At 54.6% G+C, this 17,804-nt stretch carries 19 protein-coding genes; 8 read left to right on the forward strand and 11 right to left on the reverse strand.

What is annotated here, in order from left to right:
• Window positions 1-27 precede the first annotated feature (27 nt).
• From QSV34_RS11060 to QSV34_RS11070, 3 genes are all read left to right on the forward strand, one after another.
• Window positions 28-825 (forward strand): hypothetical protein, encoded by a 798-nt coding sequence (locus QSV34_RS11060; RefSeq protein ID WP_289154710.1) that lies wholly within the window; start codon window positions 28-30, stop codon window positions 823-825.
• A 143-nt stretch (window positions 826-968) separates the two neighbouring features.
• On the forward strand, window positions 969-1,976 hold the full coding sequence (locus tag QSV34_RS11065; protein WP_289154712.1) for a GGDEF domain-containing protein: 1,008 nt from the start codon (window positions 969-971) through the stop codon (window positions 1,974-1,976).
• Window positions 1,977-2,047: 71 nt separating this feature from the next.
• Window positions 2,048-2,545 carry a VOC family protein gene (locus QSV34_RS11070; protein WP_289154714.1) on the forward strand — a complete coding sequence of 166 codons (498 nt, stop codon included), beginning with the start codon at window positions 2,048-2,050 and terminating at the stop codon, window positions 2,543-2,545.
• Here the strand turns inward: QSV34_RS11070 and QSV34_RS11075 are convergent.
• Window positions 2,542-3,765, reverse strand: coding sequence for a Bcr/CflA family multidrug efflux MFS transporter (locus QSV34_RS11075; protein WP_289154715.1), 1,224 nt, complete (start codon window positions 3,763-3,765; stop codon window positions 2,542-2,544). The genes QSV34_RS11070 and QSV34_RS11075 overlap by 4 nt on opposite strands.
• 172 nt (window positions 3,766-3,937) lie before the next feature.
• Here QSV34_RS11075 and QSV34_RS11080 point away from each other — a divergent pair, with 172 nt between their 5' ends.
• Entirely contained in the window at window positions 3,938-4,450 is a 513-nt protein-coding gene (locus tag QSV34_RS11080) for a hypothetical protein (protein WP_289154717.1), read from the forward strand.
• Here QSV34_RS11080 and QSV34_RS11085 read toward each other — a convergent pair.
• The gene (locus tag QSV34_RS11085; protein ID WP_289154719.1) at window positions 4,447-5,889 is read right to left on the reverse strand and encodes an oxidoreductase; all 1,443 of its coding nucleotides are present in this window, start codon (window positions 5,887-5,889) and stop codon (window positions 4,447-4,449) included. The genes QSV34_RS11080 and QSV34_RS11085 overlap by 4 nt on opposite strands.
• A 224-nt stretch (window positions 5,890-6,113) precedes the next feature.
• Between QSV34_RS11085 and QSV34_RS11090 the strand changes: the two genes are divergently transcribed.
• Complete coding sequence (locus QSV34_RS11090) at window positions 6,114-7,739, forward strand: benzoate-CoA ligase family protein (protein ID WP_289154721.1); 1,626 nt, start codon at window positions 6,114-6,116, stop codon at window positions 7,737-7,739.
• Between the two features lie 125 nt (window positions 7,740-7,864).
• Window positions 7,865-8,614 carry a creatininase family protein gene (locus tag QSV34_RS11095; protein WP_289154723.1) on the forward strand — a complete coding sequence of 250 codons (750 nt, stop codon included), beginning with the start codon at window positions 7,865-7,867 and terminating at the stop codon, window positions 8,612-8,614.
• Window positions 8,615-8,827: 213 nt separating this feature from the next.
• Here QSV34_RS11095 and QSV34_RS11100 read toward each other — a convergent pair whose 3' ends face one another.
• Genes QSV34_RS11100 through QSV34_RS11140 form a run of 9 tightly spaced genes read right to left on the reverse strand, consistent with a single transcriptional unit; the run spans window position 8,828 to window position 15,710 of the window.
• Complete coding sequence (locus tag QSV34_RS11100) at window positions 8,828-9,361, reverse strand: hypothetical protein (RefSeq protein ID WP_289154725.1); 534 nt, start codon at window positions 9,359-9,361, stop codon at window positions 8,828-8,830.
• A gap of 33 nt (window positions 9,362-9,394) precedes the next feature.
• Window positions 9,395-9,664 (reverse strand): DUF4404 family protein, encoded by a 270-nt coding sequence (locus tag QSV34_RS11105; protein WP_289154727.1) that lies wholly within the window; start codon window positions 9,662-9,664, stop codon window positions 9,395-9,397.
• Window positions 9,665-9,677: 13 nt separating this feature from the next.
• Window positions 9,678-9,959, reverse strand: coding sequence for a TMEM165/GDT1 family protein (locus tag QSV34_RS11110; protein ID WP_289154729.1), 282 nt, complete (start codon window positions 9,957-9,959; stop codon window positions 9,678-9,680).
• A 9-nt stretch (window positions 9,960-9,968) separates the two neighbouring features.
• A complete protein-coding gene (locus QSV34_RS11115; RefSeq protein ID WP_289154730.1) occupies window positions 9,969-10,592 on the reverse strand; it encodes an SPOR domain-containing protein in 624 nt (207 codons plus the stop codon).
• A gap of 59 nt (window positions 10,593-10,651) precedes the next feature.
• Window positions 10,652-11,059: a GFA family protein gene (locus QSV34_RS11120; RefSeq protein ID WP_289154731.1), complete on the reverse strand. Its 408-nt coding sequence runs from the start codon at window positions 11,057-11,059 to the stop codon at window positions 10,652-10,654.
• Between the two features lie 46 nt (window positions 11,060-11,105).
• Window positions 11,106-11,837: an SAM-dependent methyltransferase gene (locus QSV34_RS11125; protein WP_289154732.1), complete on the reverse strand. Its 732-nt coding sequence runs from the start codon at window positions 11,835-11,837 to the stop codon at window positions 11,106-11,108.
• A 17-nt stretch (window positions 11,838-11,854) separates the two neighbouring features.
• Window positions 11,855-12,142, reverse strand: a complete 288-nt coding sequence (locus QSV34_RS11130; RefSeq protein ID WP_289154733.1) for a hypothetical protein — start codon at window positions 12,140-12,142, stop codon at window positions 11,855-11,857.
• Between the two features lie 47 nt (window positions 12,143-12,189).
• Window positions 12,190-13,548: a DNA repair protein RadA gene (gene radA, locus QSV34_RS11135; RefSeq protein WP_289154735.1), complete on the reverse strand. Its 1,359-nt coding sequence runs from the start codon at window positions 13,546-13,548 to the stop codon at window positions 12,190-12,192.
• 59 nt (window positions 13,549-13,607) lie between these two features.
• Entirely contained in the window at window positions 13,608-15,710 is a 2,103-nt protein-coding gene (locus QSV34_RS11140; protein ID WP_289154737.1) for a TonB-dependent receptor plug domain-containing protein, read from the reverse strand.
• 119 nt (window positions 15,711-15,829) lie between these two features.
• Between QSV34_RS11140 and QSV34_RS11145 the strand changes: the two genes are divergently transcribed.
• Together QSV34_RS11145 and QSV34_RS11150 are read left to right on the forward strand one after the other, a co-directional pair.
• Window positions 15,830-16,945, forward strand: coding sequence for a DnaT-like ssDNA-binding domain-containing protein (locus tag QSV34_RS11145; protein ID WP_289154739.1), 1,116 nt, complete (start codon window positions 15,830-15,832; stop codon window positions 16,943-16,945).
• Entirely contained in the window at window positions 16,857-17,525 is a 669-nt protein-coding gene (locus tag QSV34_RS11150) for a replication protein P (RefSeq protein WP_289154741.1), read from the forward strand. Before QSV34_RS11145 ends, QSV34_RS11150 begins: the two co-directional genes overlap by 89 nt.
• Window positions 17,526-17,804: the final 279 nt, after the last annotated feature.

A 17,804-nucleotide genomic window follows, 5' to 3' on the forward strand; every position in this document is an offset into this window, starting at 1 on the left:
AACACATAAAGACAGGAATCCGTATACATGGACTTTTATAACAGTTTGAACTGGCGCCACTGGCTACTGTTAGTTGTTGCAGTGGCGGCCGCACTGGCAATGGCATTTATCGAGCCCATTCCCCAAGACCTGGAATACCACCGCTTTGCCGACGCGCGTCCCTGGCTGGGGTTGGCCAATTTTGGTGACGTTGCCTCCAACTTGCCATTCGCTGTTGTGGGGCTTTTGGGGCTTCACTATCTGTTGAAACCTGGCCTGTTGACGTCTAGCGACAACACTGTGGCTGCCAGCGAAAAAGCCGCCTATTTAGTGTTTTTTGGCGGCGTGCTGCTGGTGTGTTTTGGCTCTGGCTACTATCACCTGGCGCCTGACAATCAGCGGCTGGTGTGGGACAGGCTGCCCATGACGCTCGCCTTTATGGGGCTGTTCAGCGCTGTTGTTGGCGAACGTATTAACCCCGTTTTAGGCAAGCGATTGTTGTGGCCACTGGTGCTGCTGGGACTGGCGTCAGTGATTTACTGGCATATCAGCGAACAACAAGGGCGCGGCGACCTGCGACCCTACGCGCTGGTGCAATTTCTGCCTATGATGTTGATTCCTCTGATTCTGTGGCTGTTCCCGGGCCGCTACCGGGATGTACGCCACTACGTGGCCCTGGTGGGCTGTTACGCCTTATCGAAAGCCTGCGAACACTGGGACGATGCCATTTACCAACTGCTCGGCTCTGTCAGTGGGCACAGCATCAAACATCTCGCCGCAGCGGCTGGGGTGTTTTTGTTCCTGCGGGGTTTGAAACAACGCACAGAATGTAAAAATTTCCCTTAAGAAGCCGCCGAACCACCCCCAGGCAATTGATTCGCAGGCCGTTATTGGGCACCATTTGCACAGCTTCCGCTGATGTACCTCTAGCTGTACATTCAAATAACTAAAACAAAGCAAGGACTGCCCCAGAACCTTTGGAGCTCTTAATGCAGTTCGAAGAAGATTCCGTCGCCTCAGCCAGCTACCTGAAGCAAGCCGTTCCGCTGATGGTGCAGCGGCAAATACCTACCAACCCGGTGAACTTTGCCCTCTGGTATTCCCACGTCAAAAACGCAAGCCAGGAGCTGAGCGAACGCCTGCTGTTTGAATTCCCGGCCGCCGGCACCTACGACCCGAAAAAAAGCCAGCAGTTGTTCTACGACTATTTTGTGCGTGACCACCTGCCGGAACAGGACGAAACCCAGGGGGCCGTAGCGGAGTTACTGTCGCAACTCTTCGACACCGTTAACAAAGCCACCGAAGGTACCAGCCAGTACAGCGAATCCCTGAAAAACACCATTGCCGCCGTACAAAACACCGATGACCCAAAAGAAGTGCAGAAAGCCCTGAGCAATCTGTTACGAGACACCGATGCGGTCAACCGCCTCACCCAGGACTTCCAATCCCACCTGGTGGAAGCCCGCAAGGAAGTGGAAAACCTCAAGCAACAGTTGCAGGAATCCGAACAAACCGCCTTGCTGGACGAACTCACCCAAATCGGCAACCGCCGCGCCTTCGACCAAACCATCGACCGTTGCCTGCAAGACAGTAGCCAGCCCACCAGCTTGCTGTTGCTCGACCTGGACCACTTTAAAAAGTGTAACGACACCTATGGCCACGTCACCGGCGACCGCATTCTGGAAGAAGTGGGCGACATTCTCTCCGGTATACGTGAAGCAAACATCCACCCGATGCGCTACGGCGGTGAAGAATTTGCCGTTATCTGTGAACAGCCCGCCGAACAGGCAGCGCAACTGGCGGAAACCATTCGCGAAAAAGTCACCACCATCAGCGTGCGCCAGGCAGAAACTGGTGAAATCATCAACGACATCAGCGTGTCCGTGGGTGTATCACAGGCCAGCGCCGAAGACAGCGCCGACAGCTTGAAAGAGCGTGCCGACAAAGCCCTCTATCAAGCCAAGGAAAACGGCCGCAACCGGGTGGAAATGGGCTAGCAAAGTCACCACTCGGAACCTTTGCTCGATACCATTGCCCAATTTGCCTTAATCAGAAAGGAGCTTGTGCAATGAATTATTTCGCCGCTGTTGTTTTGCTGCTGGCAACGACCCTGGGAACAACCACTCACAGCCTGGCTGGTGAAAACCTCAAACCTCTGGACAAGCCTATCACCTCCGGCTTTGACCACGTCGGTCTGACCGTAAAAGACCTGGCGGCCTCAACGGGTTTTTTCACGGAAGTTCTGGGTTGGAGAAAGGCAGGCAGTGACCCGGATTATCCGGCCAACTTCGTCAGTGACCGCAAGATGTTTGTCACTTTGTGGGCGGTACAGGATCGCGCCAACCAGACTGATTTCAATCGCAAATCCAATGTCGGCCTGCACCATCTGGCCATTACCGTTGATAGTTTTGAATTGCTGGACGAGTTACACCGGCGCGCCAAAGCCTATCCAGGCGTGGTGATTGAATTTGCGCCAGAGCTTTCCTACGGCGGCCCCGCCAAACACATGATGTTGCGCGAGCCAAGTGGCAACCGGTTGGAATTCAAGCACTCGCCAAAACGTTAGCGATTCGCCAGGCAGCAAAAGCTGATCACGGCCAATACACCGCAAACACCTATCACCAAACACATACCCAGCGGCGAGCCGTCGCCGAGCAGCCCCATCAGGGTTCCGGCAGAGGCTCCCAGACCAAATTGAGTGGCGCCGCACAACGCGGCTACCGCTCCCGCAGCTTGCGGGTATTCAGCAGAGGCCAGTGCCACACCATTGGCTCCGACAATGCTGATTGGCCCCAGAAAAAACAGCAGCGGCGCTACAACCAGCCACAGCCCCCAACTTTGGCCACCAACCTCAAAGCCAGCGTTTAGCCAGCCCACCGCCGCCAGCAATACTCCCGCAACGGCAGACACCGCGATGCCCCGGGCCATCATCTTTTTGGCGCCCACCCGGCCCACATAGCGCACATTAATGCGTGAGGTAATTACGATGGAGATAATATTAAGGCCAAACAAAAAACCATAGTTTTCCGGCGCGACACCAAAATACTCGATGTACACAAAGGGTGTGCCGATGATGTAGGCAAACATCCCGGCGTAGACAAAACCGCTGGCAAGCATGTAGCCAAGCAACCTGCGGTTACCAAGCACGTCACGATAGCGAATAAACGCGGTTGCCAGACTGGAGCCGTCGCGGCGTTCAGCGGAGTTGCTCTCTTCCAATCCCACGGCGACCACCACAAAACTGAGCACACCAAAGCCGGTCAGCACCCAGAAGATGGAGCGCCAGCCAAGCTGTTCCAACAAAAAACCACCGACAATGGGCGCCGCCAGTGGTGCCAGAGCGGTACACATAAGGATGGTGGACAATACTCGGGCGCTCTGATTTGTGTCGAAGCGGTCGCGCACTACGGCACGGGCAATAACAATGGCAGCACCGCCGCCCACTGCGTGTAAAAACCGATACATCGTCAATGAGCTAATATCCTGTGCCAGCCCACACAATGCGCTGGTAACACTGAACAAGGCTATACCGCTGAGCAAAATCGGCCGCCGACCGTAACGATCGGACAGTGGCCCATAAAACAGTTGGCCCAGACCAAAGCCAACCAGAAAAGCACTCAAAGTCTGCTGCACCTGGGCAGCGGATGCGTTTAACTCAGAACCGATAGTCGGCAGGCTTGGCAAGTACATATCGATGGCCAGCGGGCCAAAGGTGGAGAGCAGTGCCAGAATCCAGATCAGCTTGACGCTAGATTCGGATGAATTAGTAAAAGTCTCTCTGGGCAAGCCTAACTCCGCTTTGGGGGAAGTAATCGGAGCGCAATAATACCCTATCTCATAGAGCACACGGCTGAGTACCACTCGCCCAACTGTTGACGATGCCTTCGTGATAACCAGTGCTTGCAAGTACCCTACTGCACGATTATTTTACTGGCGCAAACGCACACAGGAATCGTCAATGGACACTGAAAACCCTTATCAGCCGCCGTCTGCGGACACGACAACTCCCACGCACACAGCAGAAGACATAACCAGCGTTCGAAAAAAACTGGTACCAAAGTGGATCAAAATATTTGGCTGGTTGTTTATGGTGTTTGGCGCATTGATGCCCCTGTTAGTGGCCGCCAGCTTGCTACTACAAGAGCCTCTGCAGCTCGGCCTGTTCGGCCTTAACTACAATGGCCCAGCCACTCACCCTGCTGCCATTCTAATGGCCTCTTTGATCATAGCTCTTGCAATCGCTGCGTTTGGATTGCTATTTGCCAAGGGTTGGGGAGTGAAAGTGTGCTTGGCACTCGGGTACCTGTGCTCGGCTATTTGCCTTTTCACCATGGTACACAACATCATGTCTGGCCACTTGATGCTGCGGCTCGAATTGGTCGTACTGTTTTTCTATTTGCGCCGGCTACATCGAATTGCGCCACTTTGGCAACCTTCAGGGGAACAGCCAGCGGAAATTAACAACTCCTAATATGGCGCCACTAGGCGCCGCTTGCCATCCTTGCTCAACGCCACGCCGGGTTGATCCCGGTCGATGCGATCCCACAGCTTGCAGGTCACTTGTTTGTGTTTTTGGTCGAGCCCTTCACAATAGTTGCTGTACTCACACAGGCGCACTTCCCGGCCGTTGCCGCTTTTCACTTTGCTGAACCAATCCGGATCTGCCAACGCCTGGCGGGCCAGGCCGACAATATCCGCCTGCTCGCTCTGTAGGATTTGTTCCGCCTGCTCAAAGTTGTGAATGCCACCAGCCACCACCACCGGGGTTTGCAGGCCCGCATCGCGAATTGCCTGGCGAATCTGCGTCACAGGAGCCACATTGCGGCCAAATGGCCCTTGCTGATCGGATATGTGATGGGGCATACACTCGTAGCCAGAACGCCCGGTGTAAGGGTAGGCCGCCTCCCCCACTTTGGGCTGTTTGGCATCGTCGAATTTACCGCCACGGGACAGGGACAGAAAATCCATTCCCGCCTGCGCCAACCGCTGGCCGAAATACATGGCATCAGCCACTTCGCTGCCACCATCGACGCATTCGTCACTGAGGAAGCGGCAACCCACCGGGTAGTGAGTGCCCACTCTCTGGCGCACGTGCTTGTACACCGCTAAAGGCAGGCGAATGCGATTTCCCCGGCTGCCACCGTAACCGTCCCTGCGAGTATTGGTAGCGGACAGAAAACTGGCCATGGTGTAAGCGTGGGCGTAATGCAGCTCCACGCCGTCAAAACCCGCCTGTTGTGCTCTTTGTGCTGCGCTGGCAAACAACTCTGGCAGTATCTGGGGCAACTGGCGAATATGATCCAGGTGAGTATCCGTTACCCGTTCCCGATAGCCCATGGTGAGGGATTCGTATTCCCGCTCCGGCAACAGCGCCTGAACCTGCTCCGCAGGCAGCGAGGCCATATGGTCACGAATCTGTTGCTCTGTCAGCTCACCGCCCCCCAACGCAGCGCGCAACTCATCTGTCACTGGCATAAAACGTTGAAAGTACTTATCGGCCGCTGGGCGACGGCGAATGCCGAGAAAGTCGATCAGCTGAATCAGTAACCTGGTTTCACCATCACTGGCATTGCGCACCCGCTCCACCAATTCCTGCAAGCCGGGAATAAAGCGGTCGTGACCAATGCGCAACAGCGGCCCGCTGGGCACATCGCGAATGCCAGTGGCCTCAATCACTATGGCGCCGGGCTTGCCGCGGGCAAAGCGTTCGTACCACTGCATCACATCTTCTGTCACAAAGCCGTCATCGCTGGCCCGCCAGGGCACCATGGCCGGAACCCAGGTGCGTTGCTGTAATTGCAATGGCCCCGAGTGCAACGGGCTGAACAGCGTTGAAGCGGCTGCCTGCGCGGCCGTTGGCCATTGCCCGGAAGTAGCAATGTATTTGATTCTCTCTGGCGGCTTCCACATTGTGCTGTAACAGAGTATTCTTGTGAAAAATTATTTTACACGTAAAGCAAAATAACTGCCATCCGCAGAGATGGGAGCGACACAAGGACGTGTCGCCGCTGGCGATACGCCAGCGCGAGCCCATAAAAATCAAGAGGTTCCGCGCAACATCGCCAGATTTTTATGGGCGACTATCAAATCAGTCAGGAAGACTGATTTGATTGCCAGGTAAATAGGAGGCAAACATGGGTACCCGGTTCCCCGACCAGTTCAGTCTGGCGGATTACTTTCTTTATGACCGCCTGAACGAAGGCCTGGGCGACAAGCCCGCCATGCTGTTCGGCGAGCGCCGTTACAGCTACCAGCAAATCACAGACAAATCCCGCGCTCTGGGGCGCTACCTGCAAAGTATTGGCGTGCGCCAGGAAGAGCGGGTGTATATCGTACTGCCGGACATGCCGCCCTTTGTGTGGTCAATTTTTGGCACCTGGAGTGCCGGTGCGGTGCTGGCGATGGGTAACCCCTCATCGCCACTGGATGATCTCGACTATGTGATCAATTACACCGGTGCCAGCATACTGATTACCCTGCCCGCAGTGGCAGAGGCACTGGCGCCGCAGCTGCTGGCCAATTCACGGCTACGCGCGGTTCTGCTGGCCCCGGATGTGGCCACCGGGGATGATCCGGAACAAGCCACTTCCATTCCTGCCTCGCTGCAAGGGGCAACCTTTGATGTATTGTCGCTGAGCGATGCCATTACCCACGGCTCACAACTCGACTTACCAGCGCCACAACTGCACCGGGACGATATGGCCTGCTGGCTGTTCACCTCCGGTTCCACCGGCCGCCCCAAAGCCGCCATGCACACCCAACGCGACTTCGCCTTTAATACTGAAGTGTACGCCAAAGGCACCGTGGGTTATCAGCGGGACGACATTACCGTCAGTGTGCCGCGGCTGTTTTTCGGTTATGCCACCGGCACCAACCTGTTGTTTCCGTTTTCCGTGGGTGCTACTACCGCGTTGTTCTCCGAAGCCCCCAGGCCAGATTCACTGGCCAGTGCTATTGAGATGTATCGCCCCACCATTATCACCAACGTACCCACCATGCTGGGCAAACTGTTGGTGGAGAAACCCGACCTGAATCTGTCCAGTGTACGCTTTCAGCTGTCTGCCGGTGAAGCCCTGCCGCCCACGTTGCTGGAAAAATTCAATGAACACTTTGGCTGCGACAATATCTACGACGGCATCGGCTCGGCGGAGATGTTCCATATTTACTGCAGCAACCGCCCCGGTGATATCAAACCGGGTTCTCTGGGTCGCTCTGTAGAAGGCTACCAATTGAAAATTCTCCCCAGCGACGCCAGCGGCCCCGGCGCTGAAGAACTGCCCCCCGGTGAAACCGGCGTGCTCTGGGTAAAAGGCGACAGCGTCGCCCTGGGCTATCACAAAGACCGGGACAAAAGCTGGCGCACCTTCCATGGCCACTGGTGCTGCACCGGCGACCTGTTCAGCAAAGATAAAGACGGCTACCTGTGGTTCAGCGGCCGCGCCGATGATTTAATGAAAGTGAATGGCCGCTGGATGGCCCCCCAGGAAGTGGAAGATTGCCTGTTGCAACACGCCGCCGTGGCCGCCTGCGCGGTAATCCCCAAAGATGTGGACGGGCTGACCAAACCCAAAGCCCTGGTGGTGCTGATGGATGCCCACAAAGGGCGAGAAGGTGATGAGCTGATCGAAGAACTGCAGCAACATGTGTTGAACAGCATCGCCAAACACAAGTACCCGCGCCTGATCGAATTTGTCGCCGACCTGCCGAAAAATGATCGTGGCAAGGTGGATCGTAAGGCGTTGATGGAGCGGGAAAGCTGACTGTTTTTCGTCATTGCGAGGAGCGCAGCGACGCGGCAATCCAGTGACTTATCGACAAAGACTCTGGATCGCCGCGCTTCGCTCGCGATGACAATTTGCACCCAAATATGACCTGAGCAAGCCCCATGAAAGACTACAGCCTCGACCGAATCACCACCGAAGACTTTGGCGCCGCCATCGACAGTGATCGCCCTGTCATCATACTGCTGCCCGTTGGCTCAGTGGAGCCCCACGGCCCTCACCTGACGCTACTCACCGACACCGTTATATCCCAAGGCTGCGCCGAACTGGCCGCACAACGCCTGGAAAAAAATGGCATGACCGTGTTTATCGCCCCCGCCGTCCCCTACGGCGTTACCGACTGCGCGGCAGCATTCAAAGGCGCGGTAAGCATTCCTGAACCAGTGCTCACAGACTATCTGGCAGCGGTGGTGCAAGGCTTTCTGGACAACGGCGTCGATCACGTCTGCCTGATCAACAACCACCTGGAACCAGAACACTACAGCGCCGTGCGCCAGGTACCGAAACGGTTTGACGACGGCAAAGCCTCCCTCGCCTGCCCACTGTCACGGCGCTGGGCGCGCACCCTGTCCGACGAATTCAAGCGCGGCGAATGCCACGCCGGCCGCTACGAAACCGCCATTGTCTTGGCCACTGACGCCAATGGCGTCAAACAAGACGTGCAGAAAACACTGCCGGAAGTACCAGTGAGCCTGTCCGACAACATCCTCGCCGGCGTCAACACCTTCGACGCCATGGGCATGGAAAACGCCTACGCCGGCGCGCCCGCGTTGGCCACCAAAGAGGAAGGGGATGACATGCTGGATCGGTTGGCGACTATGGTGGTTACCGAAGTACTAGAAAATTTGGGGTAACGACGGTTCGATTCACAACGTTTCGTTAGAGCTTTTGTTGAACATCTGCGAACCAACCAGGCGTTGTGGCATTTTCGTAAAACAAACCCAAAAGGTTTATGACAACTAAAGGAGGATTAATCACTTGTTCTTTGGCCACAAACGTCCATACAGATTCGTCACCTAAAGATACACTGGTACGATCTTTGTTCTTTAGATGAACAAGCCTGTCTCTTATAGCAATGAGTTTTTATAGTCACTCCAAATTTCTGTGGATTTATCTAGGTTGGCATTCAATTTCGGTGCAACAATTTCACTTAATTTATCATCAAGCGATATCCATCGTTCAATTTGATCACCAATGTAGATTTCTGAGCACCTATTTTTCTTAAGTTCAAAAACCTGATCATCGTTTATGTGAACATTACAGAATGCTTCGATACTGGTTGCACTAAATATAACCGACTCAAATAGAGCTTCGATGTAATCAAAAAACTCAGTAGAGAAACTTGTGAAACTTACCTCATTTCCTTCAATCTGAAATGAATTTCTAAGCTGGATGGCAGTCTGGTAGCTTCTTATCGCACTATTGAGGAAAAGAGCAACTGGCGATGGCATAGGCCCATATAAGCGCGTACTCGAATTCCATTGCGTTTCAATTGAAACAAATACTTGACTGCCATCTGAAGCCTCTTCTCCATCGGGGAATACATGATCACCTTTTAGAAAGCCTACAAATTGAGCTCGGCAGTCAATCTCGTCAGCCATGTAAATCTCCAATGTCACAAATACTGCGAAGTTCTAAATCCCCAACTTCGCCAACTGATCCATCAATTGCCTCAACAAGCCAGCTATTTTCGGATGCCGGCTTTCAAAATCCGCTGCCTGTTGATCCAGTTGCGATCGCACTGCCTGACTATCCACTTCACCTTCGTCATTTTCGCTGACCAGCACCACAATATCTTCCATCAGCGAGCCCAGCATATCTCTTACATGCACGTCCGTTTCACTGGCCTGTTCCAGGCTGTGGCGCAATTCGGCGATCTGTTGTTTCAGTTCATAGTTGGTCATAAGGCCCCCTTTATTAAGAGTATAGGCCACGAATCAGGGTCAGCACGCCAATCACGATAAAGCCCGAACCGGCGACTATTCCCAGCAGCTTGGGGTTGAACCAGTGAGACAGTGCACTACCGGCCAATACACCAATACCAGTAGCCGCCACCAACGCCAGCGAAGCGACAACAAACACCAGCCAGCGATTGACTTCTTTGTCCGCCGCAAACAACAGGGTTGCCACCTGGGATTTATCCCCCAGTTCGGCGACAAACATCAAACCAAAAATGGTGAGCAATACCTTCCAGTCCACAATAACCTCCTATGGAGTATCTTCTATGGCCTGTCGCAGTGAATCCAGAGAGCGAACCCAGGTGGCAAGCCCTGAGTCAGCACCTTCCAAGCGCCCCGCTGCCGCCAAGGCCTCCACGTGTGTGCTGATGGGGTTGGTGGTAACCACATACCAATGACGCCCCTTGCTGTAGGTGCGATGCCAGGTAAGTGACTCAGGCAACTGATGTTGTTGGTCAATATAGCGGCTAGCTGCCGCTTCACTGCTGAGTGCTGCCAATTGCACCACATAGCCTTTATCGGGAACAGGCGCGGGCGCTGCAGGCACATTGGGTGGCGCCACAGTATCGGGAACAATGTTTTTCACGATTTGTTGAGGTGTTTGCAGCGCCTCGGGAGCCGGCGTCGACAAAGGTTCTGCAGGTATGATCAGCGCCGGTTGAGGCTGTGATGTCACGGCTTCTTGCAGTGCAGCAGCGGCGGGCAACGGCAGCACTGCACCACGAGCCAACTGGCGACAATCCCACTCGCCAGTGGTTGGGTTAGCATCGCAGACCCACTGGTTATCAGAACGTTGCTGCGCCGTTTGTTCAACGGTTGTGCTACAAGCACAGAGCACCAGGCAAAATAACCCGGCACCGTAAAAAGGCCGCATGAAAAATCCCCCTCTCGACCCCAAGCGGTCACTTATTAAAACGTTTTTTGCACACTGGTTTATAACACCAGCTTGGCGCCCTCTATGGCAAATTGGGCTGCATCACCTTCTATTGTGTAGTAATCGCCTTTTTCTTGCGAGTAGATGTGAGACGTCATTTGCAGCCCTGTTTGTCCATCAAGACTACCGGCAAAAATACTGATGCGGTCGCCGCTATCGGGTTTCCAGAACAGGGTACTTCCGCAGTTCTGACAAAAGCCTCTTTGTGCCTTTGGTGAAGACCGATACCACTTGAGCCCGTCATCACCCAACAGCTTTAAGTTTTCCGGCCGTGTTGCCGTCGCCGCAGTATAGTGCCCACTGGATTTCCGGCACTCCACACAGTGACAGGCGACAACTTCCCGGCATTCACCGGTCACTTCATAGCGAACATCTCCACACATACAACTTCCAGTAAGTGTTTTCATAGCTCTGGCCTCACCTTGACCTTACATTATCAAATGCGCCTTTAACTTACTGGCGACTTAACTGAATAACGTCCAGCGCATCGGTAAATTCCAGAGTTTCTTGCGGATACAACCCATCCAGCTCTGTAATACCATCTTCAATTTCCCAGTCGGAAAATTCGCGAAGAACCGACATAAAACGCTGTTCAAGGAGTCTAAAATAATCCTGTTTTGCCATGCCAACAGAAAAACGACACTCGCTTACCGCCACTTTCAGCCCTGTACTCTCTGCCATTTGGATAACGCTATTCAGTGGCAGCAACTCCCGGTAAAAAACATCTTTCAACTTAGTAAACATTGGCACTTCTGAATGGGCTGGCATTTGCAAAATCAATGCACAACCCTCTTTTTTCAAGCAGCGAAAAATCTGCGCCAATAATTTCTGCCTGTCTTGTTCGGGAATCAGGTGGAATACCTGCTTGAGAATGATTCCGTTGTAATAGCAATCCGGCTTGGTTTTTAGATAACCAACCCCGTCACATAAATGAAAGTCCAGCTGATCACGTTCGGTTACCTCTCCACCCAGGTCAGTGATATCAACAGCCTCAACAGGCGCATAAAAATTATTAAAGCGGGAAAGGGCGGCCGAGATATTCCCCCGACCACAACCAATATCGAGAACCTTGCTAGTGGGCTTTAACTGTAAGCAGGACGTCAAAAACTTAACCGTGCAATCCACATATTCCGGTGAAGATATCCAACTGTTTTTATCCCAGTTTGGAGTTGTGATTTTATTCATAAAGCTACAGCTTTAACTTATTTTTCACACAGCAATCTTTTGAATTTGTTGACTTTAAAAAACTTGAAGGGCAATGAAAATAAAGACATCACTCCGTAGCATATGACAGATATAAAAATAACCAATACAGCAATCTCAAACGGCCTGAACACCAACCAGCTCATTACTGCAATTGCTGAACAAAAAACCAACGCGAAAATATCGTGTTTCAAATCTTTTTTGGATTTTTGAAAGTCCTTTTCCAGCTGCGCTGTATTTTCACCGATGAGCTCTGACTCTGGAGGCGTGTATGGTGTTTCGCTCACTCTGTACTCCATATGACTGGTTATTTACTTCACCACAGAAAGTTGTTTTACAGGGCTTCCAGCGCTTCTGCCAGCGTCTTCGCTGCAATCACTTCCATCCCCTGAATGCCTTGCTTGGGCGAATTGGCCACGGGAACAATGGCGCGTTTAAAACCGTGCTTGGCGGCTTCCCGCAGGCGCTCTACGCCGCTGGGCACTGGCCGCAGCTCACCGGACAAGCCCACTTCGCCAAAGGCGATCAGGTCGCTGGGCAGGGTTTGGTCGCGGAAGCTGGACACCACCGCCAGCAACAGCGGCAGATCGGCACTGGTTTCCATAACTTTGACACCACCGACGATATTGACGAACACATCCTGATCCGCCGCCATAATGCCGCCGTGGCGGTGCAGCACCGCCAGCAGCATGGCGAGGCGATTTTGATCCAGGCCCACCACAACCCGGCGTGGGTTGTTAAACGGGCTTTCATCCACCAACGCCTGCAGTTCAACCAACAACGGGCGGGTGCCTTCCCACACCACGGTCACCAAGCTGCCGGAGGCAATTTCACCGGCGCGGCTGAGGAAGATGGCAGAGGGGTTATTGACCTCTTTCAGGCCTGCCTCTGTCATGGCAAACACCCCCAGTTCGTTGACGGCGCCAAAGCGGTTTTTGATGCCTCGCAAGGTGCGGAAACGGCTGTCGGCAGAACCTTCCAACATCAGTGAACAATCGATCATATGTTCCAGCACTTTGGGGCCAGCCAGCGTGCCGTCTTTGGTCACATGCCCCACCAGCAACAAAACGGTGCCGGTCTGTTTGGCGTAGCGCACCAAATGAGCGGCGGCTTCGCGCACTTGTGACACGCTGCCAGGCGCAGAGCTGATGTCCGCCAGGTGAACTACCTGAATGGAGTCCACCACCAGAATTTTCGGTTGGCGTTTTTCGGCGGTGTGGCAAATGGTTTCCACACTGGTTTCCGCCATGATGTGGAGCTTGTCGCTGGGTAACCCCAGGCGCTGGGCGCGCATTGCCACCTGCTGAGGCGATTCCTCACCGGTGACATACAGGGTTTCCATGGATTCCGCCAAATGGCAAAGAGTCTGCAATAACAGGGTACTTTTGCCCGCCCCCGGTTCGCCGCCGATCAACACGCACGACCCCGGCACCAGACCACCACCCAATACCAGGTCAAACTCGCGACCACCGCTGGGAATGCGCGGCAGTTCCTGCAGGTCAATTTCCGACAGACGTTTGACTTCGCCGTCGGCGGCACCAGCATAACCGGCGCTGCCACTGGCGCGAGCCGGCGCCACATTGCGCATTTCACTGAGGGTGTTCCAGGCGCCGCAGTCGCTGCACTGGCCCTGCCACTTGCTGTAGTCGGAGCCGCAGTCGCTGCACACGTAAACGGTTTTTTTCTTGGCCAAGGGGGCTTCCTTCGATACAACGTCGTTCCCGCAAAGGCGGGAATGACGCTCAGAAACAATCAATCCAACGTCATACTGAAACGCATGAACAGCATGCTGTCAAAGCGATTTTGAACATTGAATTCATTGTAAGCCGCACCGGCCACATTTTGGCCAATGAGTTCTATTTTGAGCGGCTGCGACCACAGGTCGATGGTTTTCGCCAGGCGCAGGTCGATGCGGTCGTAGCTGGCGGTATCGCTGCCAAACAAGTACCAGGCGGTGTCGTCCAGGTAGTAATAGCCCAGGCTGGCCTGCCAGTTATTTTCAAAGCGGTGGGACAGTAGCGCGCTGGCGGTGTGACGAGGTGTACCACTGTTGCTGTGCTGAAGGCCGCGAATCGCCAGTGGTGGCAACTGCTGGTCAACACTGGTGTAGCCGTAACTGAGCCACAGACGCGTGTGCTCATTAAAGCGGTAGTCGATATTGCCCTCTATACCTTGCAGATGGGTACGCCCGCCGTTGATACGGATCAGCGCGCCGGGTGGCTGGCCGTTTTCATGGGCAAACAGGGATAGCAATTCCGGAGCCGTGGGGTCGAACACTTCCTGAATTTCATTTTCCAGGGTTTCGTCAAACAGTTTAACTTCCGCACGCAGGCCGCCCCAGCGACCCACATAGCCCAGCTCCCAGGTGGTAATTTTCTCCGGGGTCAGAGGTTCCTCCCCAACCTCAATAAAGCGCTCCAGGGGAAAGCCCTGTTCTGTCTTTAATGCCAGCTCGTGGTATGCCTCGCCCACAAAGGGCTGACGCCAGCCACGGGCAAAGCTGGCTCGCAGGGTGTGATTGGGGGCCAGTTGATAGTTAACCCCCAGCCGGGATGACAAATCACCGGTAGCCAGGTCGCCCTCTTCATAAAGGCCACCCAGGTTGTAAAGCCATGGCCCATCGCGGTATTCCCAGTTGGCGAACAGGCGGCTGTTATCGCTCTCAAAGTAATCGCTGCTATTCAGCACCAACGCGCCGCGCACACGGGTTTTGCGCCAACCGGCGCCCCATACCAGACGGGAGTCGGGGGTGAACGAATACGTTTGCTGGGCTTCCAGATCAGCGCGAGTGGCGCGATAGTTGTAGGGGCCTGCCACCGCCTGTTGATTGGCAATACCGTCGGGCAAGGCCACCGGGAAATTGGCCAGGTAGTCATCCAGCTGATCGGCGCCGATACCAGCTACTGCCAGCACCTCCGCCACCGTACCGGGGCGCACCTGGTCACCGCGTACCGTGCGATCCAGCCCCAACTGCAAGTGCCATTGATTGTTAGGGGAAAGCACTTCGGTAAAGCGCAGCAGGGCATTTTGCTCTTTGATTTCCTTGTCGCCGGCGGGATCAAACAGAGAGCTGGGGCTGCCGCCACGGCCGGAAGGGCCGTCCGCATGAAGCACATGAAAGCCGAGCGTACGCTCGCCGCTGAGCTGATACTGCCCCTGCCAACGCAGGTTAAGCACATTAACGCCGCTGTTGCCCCCCTCAAAGCCATCGCTGCCCAGATAGGTAGCGGAAGCGGTAGAACTGAGCTTGCCACCATTAGAGTGGTAGCGCAGGCCAGCCAGTTGGGTGTCACTGTCGCCGGCGGCGACAAATAGCTCGCTGCCGCCATAGGTCAGCGGCTTGCGGGTGACAATATTGATAGCCGCCACAAAGGCGTTGGAACCGTAGGCGGAGCCTGCGGGGCCGCGCATCACTTCTATGCGCTCAATATCGTGCACGGTAATGCCGAGGCGGTCCCAGTCGGTAAGGCCAAACTGGGAGGTAAAGGCGGTGCGGCCATCCACCAGCACTTGCATGCGCCGCGACAAGCCGTCGGTTTGGCCATGGTAGGTGGTGACGGTGTGGTGGTCGCGCCATGAACGCGCCACCTGAAAGCCGGGCACCAGGCGAAACAAGTCGCCAATTTCCAGAAAGCCGGAGGCGGCAATTAATTCTCGATCCAGAACGGTGATGGAGCCGGGGGAGTCTGTAACCGATTGCGGCAGGCGGGTGGCCGCCATCACCATCGGCATTTCCTGCATCAAATCTTCTTCGGTAAGTTCGTCCGCTGCAAGCGGAGCGGCAAACAGGCCAACAACAAACAAGGGGAACAAGGTTTGAGGCCGCCCATCCTGTGGGCACTTTTGCCAAATCATAGGCACACCAGATTCTGGAAAGGGATGTAGAGAACCAAAAACCAGTTTACCGTCATAACCACAAGATGCAAATGGTTATCAAATGGCAGGGGCTGACTAAATTCTGGTAAAGTGCCCCCATGTCGTTGATCCCGGAAAAACCCCTCACATTGTCCCCCTCGCTGGCCGCCACCATCGGCCTGGAGGAAGCGTTGCTGCTGGGTATTCTGGGGGAATTTATCGACTACGGCATCACCGAACAGCACAACAATTTTAACTGGCTGGAAGTGTCTGCCGCCCAATTGCACAAGGCCGCGCCCTTCTGGAATGAGCGCGACATTCAGCGCATCTGCAATAACCTGCGCAGCCAGGGTATTTTACTGATTGCCTCAGCACCCTTTAGCGAGTGCGGCCAGCTGCGCTTTGCCATCAACGAAAGCAGCACAGCACAAAGTCCGGCAGCACCCCAACCAGCGGCGGCCCCTGCGGTGCGCGGCGCCAACCATATCGCTCACAACTGGCAACCAGACGATGAACTGTTGCGCCAACTGGCTCAATACAGCATTCCGCAAACCTTCGCCCTGCAACAGGTGCCGGAGTTTGTTACTTACTGGAGCGAGCGCGGCGAACCGCAACACAGCTGGGGCTCCAAGTTTATCAAGCAGGTGTTGCGGGCCTGGCGCGACGAGCAGACACGGGAAAACCGCAACAACCGGGAAGCAGCCATGGCACCCCAGTGGCGACCATCGCAGGATGCCATGGACATACTCACCCAGCAGGCAGGTATCAGCGAGCACTTTATTGAAGACGCCATTCCCGAGTTTGTACTTTACTGGTGCGAACGAGGTGAGCGCTCTTCCACCTGGAATTCCCGCTTTATCCTGCACATCAAAAAACAGTGGGCGCGCTTTACCGCCGTGATCAAGAACGACGCCGAACCGCGCCCCATCAGCGGCGACTGGCAACCAGACGACACGGTTTACGACGTACTCGCCCTGGCCAATATCGACCGTCAGTTCGCCGAGCGCCAGGTTGCGGAATTTGTGCTCTACTGGAAAGATACCGGCCGGGTGGAAAGCTCCTGGAATACCCGCTTCCTGCAAAACGTCAAACGCCAATGGGCGCGCCACAACGCCCTGCCCGAACCCTCAACTGCGAGCGACCGCAATGAAAGACAGCAAAGACCTTACCGAGCAAGCGGTTCGCGAGGCCGCTCCGCGGTGCAGCAACTCACCGACCGCAGCTGGGCAAGCTGACCAGGCCGCAAACAAAGAAAGTCTGATTGATGCCATCAACCAGACCTTTACTTTGTTCCAGCTGAACTATCACAACCAATTCTTTAGTGCGTTCCCCGATCAACAAGATCAGGATTTCACCAAAAAACTGTGGCTGGAAAGTCTGGGCAAATTTACCCCGCAGCAAATTCTACAGGGCGCCAAAGCCGCCATTGAACAGTGCGAATATCTACCCAACCTGCACCGCATGATTCAGCTGTGCCAACAGCAAGGCCCAGGTGGCGCTCTGCCCAGTGCCCACGATGCCTACGTGGAAGCCTGTAATGCTCCCACCCCCAAAGCCACCTATCGCTGGTCGCACCCGGCGGTGTATCACGCCGCCCTGGAAACGGGCTGGTATGTGCTTGGCAATGAGGTGGAACGTAAAGCCTTCCCGTTGTTTGAAAAAAACTATCAGGAAATATGCCAGCGAGTTTTGGCAGGGGAGAAATTGGTTGTCGAAGCGCCAGAACTGCTGGAAGAAAAAACTGCAGAGCCGCTTTCTAAAGCGGAGAGTCGCGAGCGAGTAGCGGAATTGAAAGAGTTGCTGGGCAACCACTAGGGCTTGCTACCGAGGCCCCTAATGCGAGCACGGCAATTTCGTGCATTTAACTTCGCTTTCGTTTTTTTGAGTATTTTTTAGCAAGGGTTTCGCCCTGCTGGGCGAATTACTTCTTTTGCTTGCCCAAAAGAAGTAATCAAGAAAAAGGCACCTGTACGAGTTCAGGACATAGGTAACACATCAGTACCAGTACATGGGTAACAGTTTTGTACCCTGTGAGCATCCACAAAGAGGAGATGCTCATGCCCTGGAAAGAGGTGAGACCTATGGATCAAAAAG

Source organism: Porticoccus sp. W117 (assembly GCF_030341905.1).
Taxonomy (GTDB): Bacteria; Pseudomonadota; Gammaproteobacteria; order Pseudomonadales; family Porticoccaceae; genus SCSIO-12696.

What these genes read in the sequence shown, in the direction of transcription:
- QSV34_RS11060 (WP_289154710.1), top strand. Translation starts at nt 28, where the DNA reads ATGGACTTTTATAACAGTTTGAACTGGCGCCACTGGCTACTGTTAGTT.
- QSV34_RS11065 (WP_289154712.1), top strand. Translation starts at nt 969, where the DNA reads ATGCAGTTCGAAGAAGATTCCGTCGCCTCAGCCAGCTACCTGAAGCAA.
- QSV34_RS11070 (WP_289154714.1), top strand. Translation starts at nt 2,048, where the DNA reads ATGAATTATTTCGCCGCTGTTGTTTTGCTGCTGGCAACGACCCTGGGA.
- QSV34_RS11080 (WP_289154717.1), top strand. Translation starts at nt 3,938, where the DNA reads ATGGACACTGAAAACCCTTATCAGCCGCCGTCTGCGGACACGACAACT.
- QSV34_RS11085 (WP_289154719.1), bottom strand. Translation starts at nt 5,889, where the DNA reads ATGTGGAAGCCGCCAGAGAGAATCAAATACATTGCTACTTCCGGGCAA.
- QSV34_RS11090 (WP_289154721.1), top strand. Translation starts at nt 6,114, where the DNA reads ATGGGTACCCGGTTCCCCGACCAGTTCAGTCTGGCGGATTACTTTCTT.
- QSV34_RS11095 (WP_289154723.1), top strand. Translation starts at nt 7,865, where the DNA reads ATGAAAGACTACAGCCTCGACCGAATCACCACCGAAGACTTTGGCGCC.
- QSV34_RS11100 (WP_289154725.1), bottom strand. Translation starts at nt 9,361, where the DNA reads ATGGCTGACGAGATTGACTGCCGAGCTCAATTTGTAGGCTTTCTAAAA.
- QSV34_RS11105 (WP_289154727.1), bottom strand. Translation starts at nt 9,664, where the DNA reads ATGACCAACTATGAACTGAAACAACAGATCGCCGAATTGCGCCACAGC.
- QSV34_RS11115 (WP_289154730.1), bottom strand. Translation starts at nt 10,592, where the DNA reads ATGCGGCCTTTTTACGGTGCCGGGTTATTTTGCCTGGTGCTCTGTGCT.
- QSV34_RS11120 (WP_289154731.1), bottom strand. Translation starts at nt 11,059, where the DNA reads ATGAAAACACTTACTGGAAGTTGTATGTGTGGAGATGTTCGCTATGAA.
- QSV34_RS11125 (WP_289154732.1), bottom strand. Translation starts at nt 11,837, where the DNA reads ATGAATAAAATCACAACTCCAAACTGGGATAAAAACAGTTGGATATCT.
- QSV34_RS11140 (WP_289154737.1), bottom strand. Translation starts at nt 15,710, where the DNA reads ATGATTTGGCAAAAGTGCCCACAGGATGGGCGGCCTCAAACCTTGTTC.
- QSV34_RS11145 (WP_289154739.1), top strand. Translation starts at nt 15,830, where the DNA reads ATGTCGTTGATCCCGGAAAAACCCCTCACATTGTCCCCCTCGCTGGCC.
- QSV34_RS11150 (WP_289154741.1), top strand. Translation starts at nt 16,857, where the DNA reads ATGAAAGACAGCAAAGACCTTACCGAGCAAGCGGTTCGCGAGGCCGCT.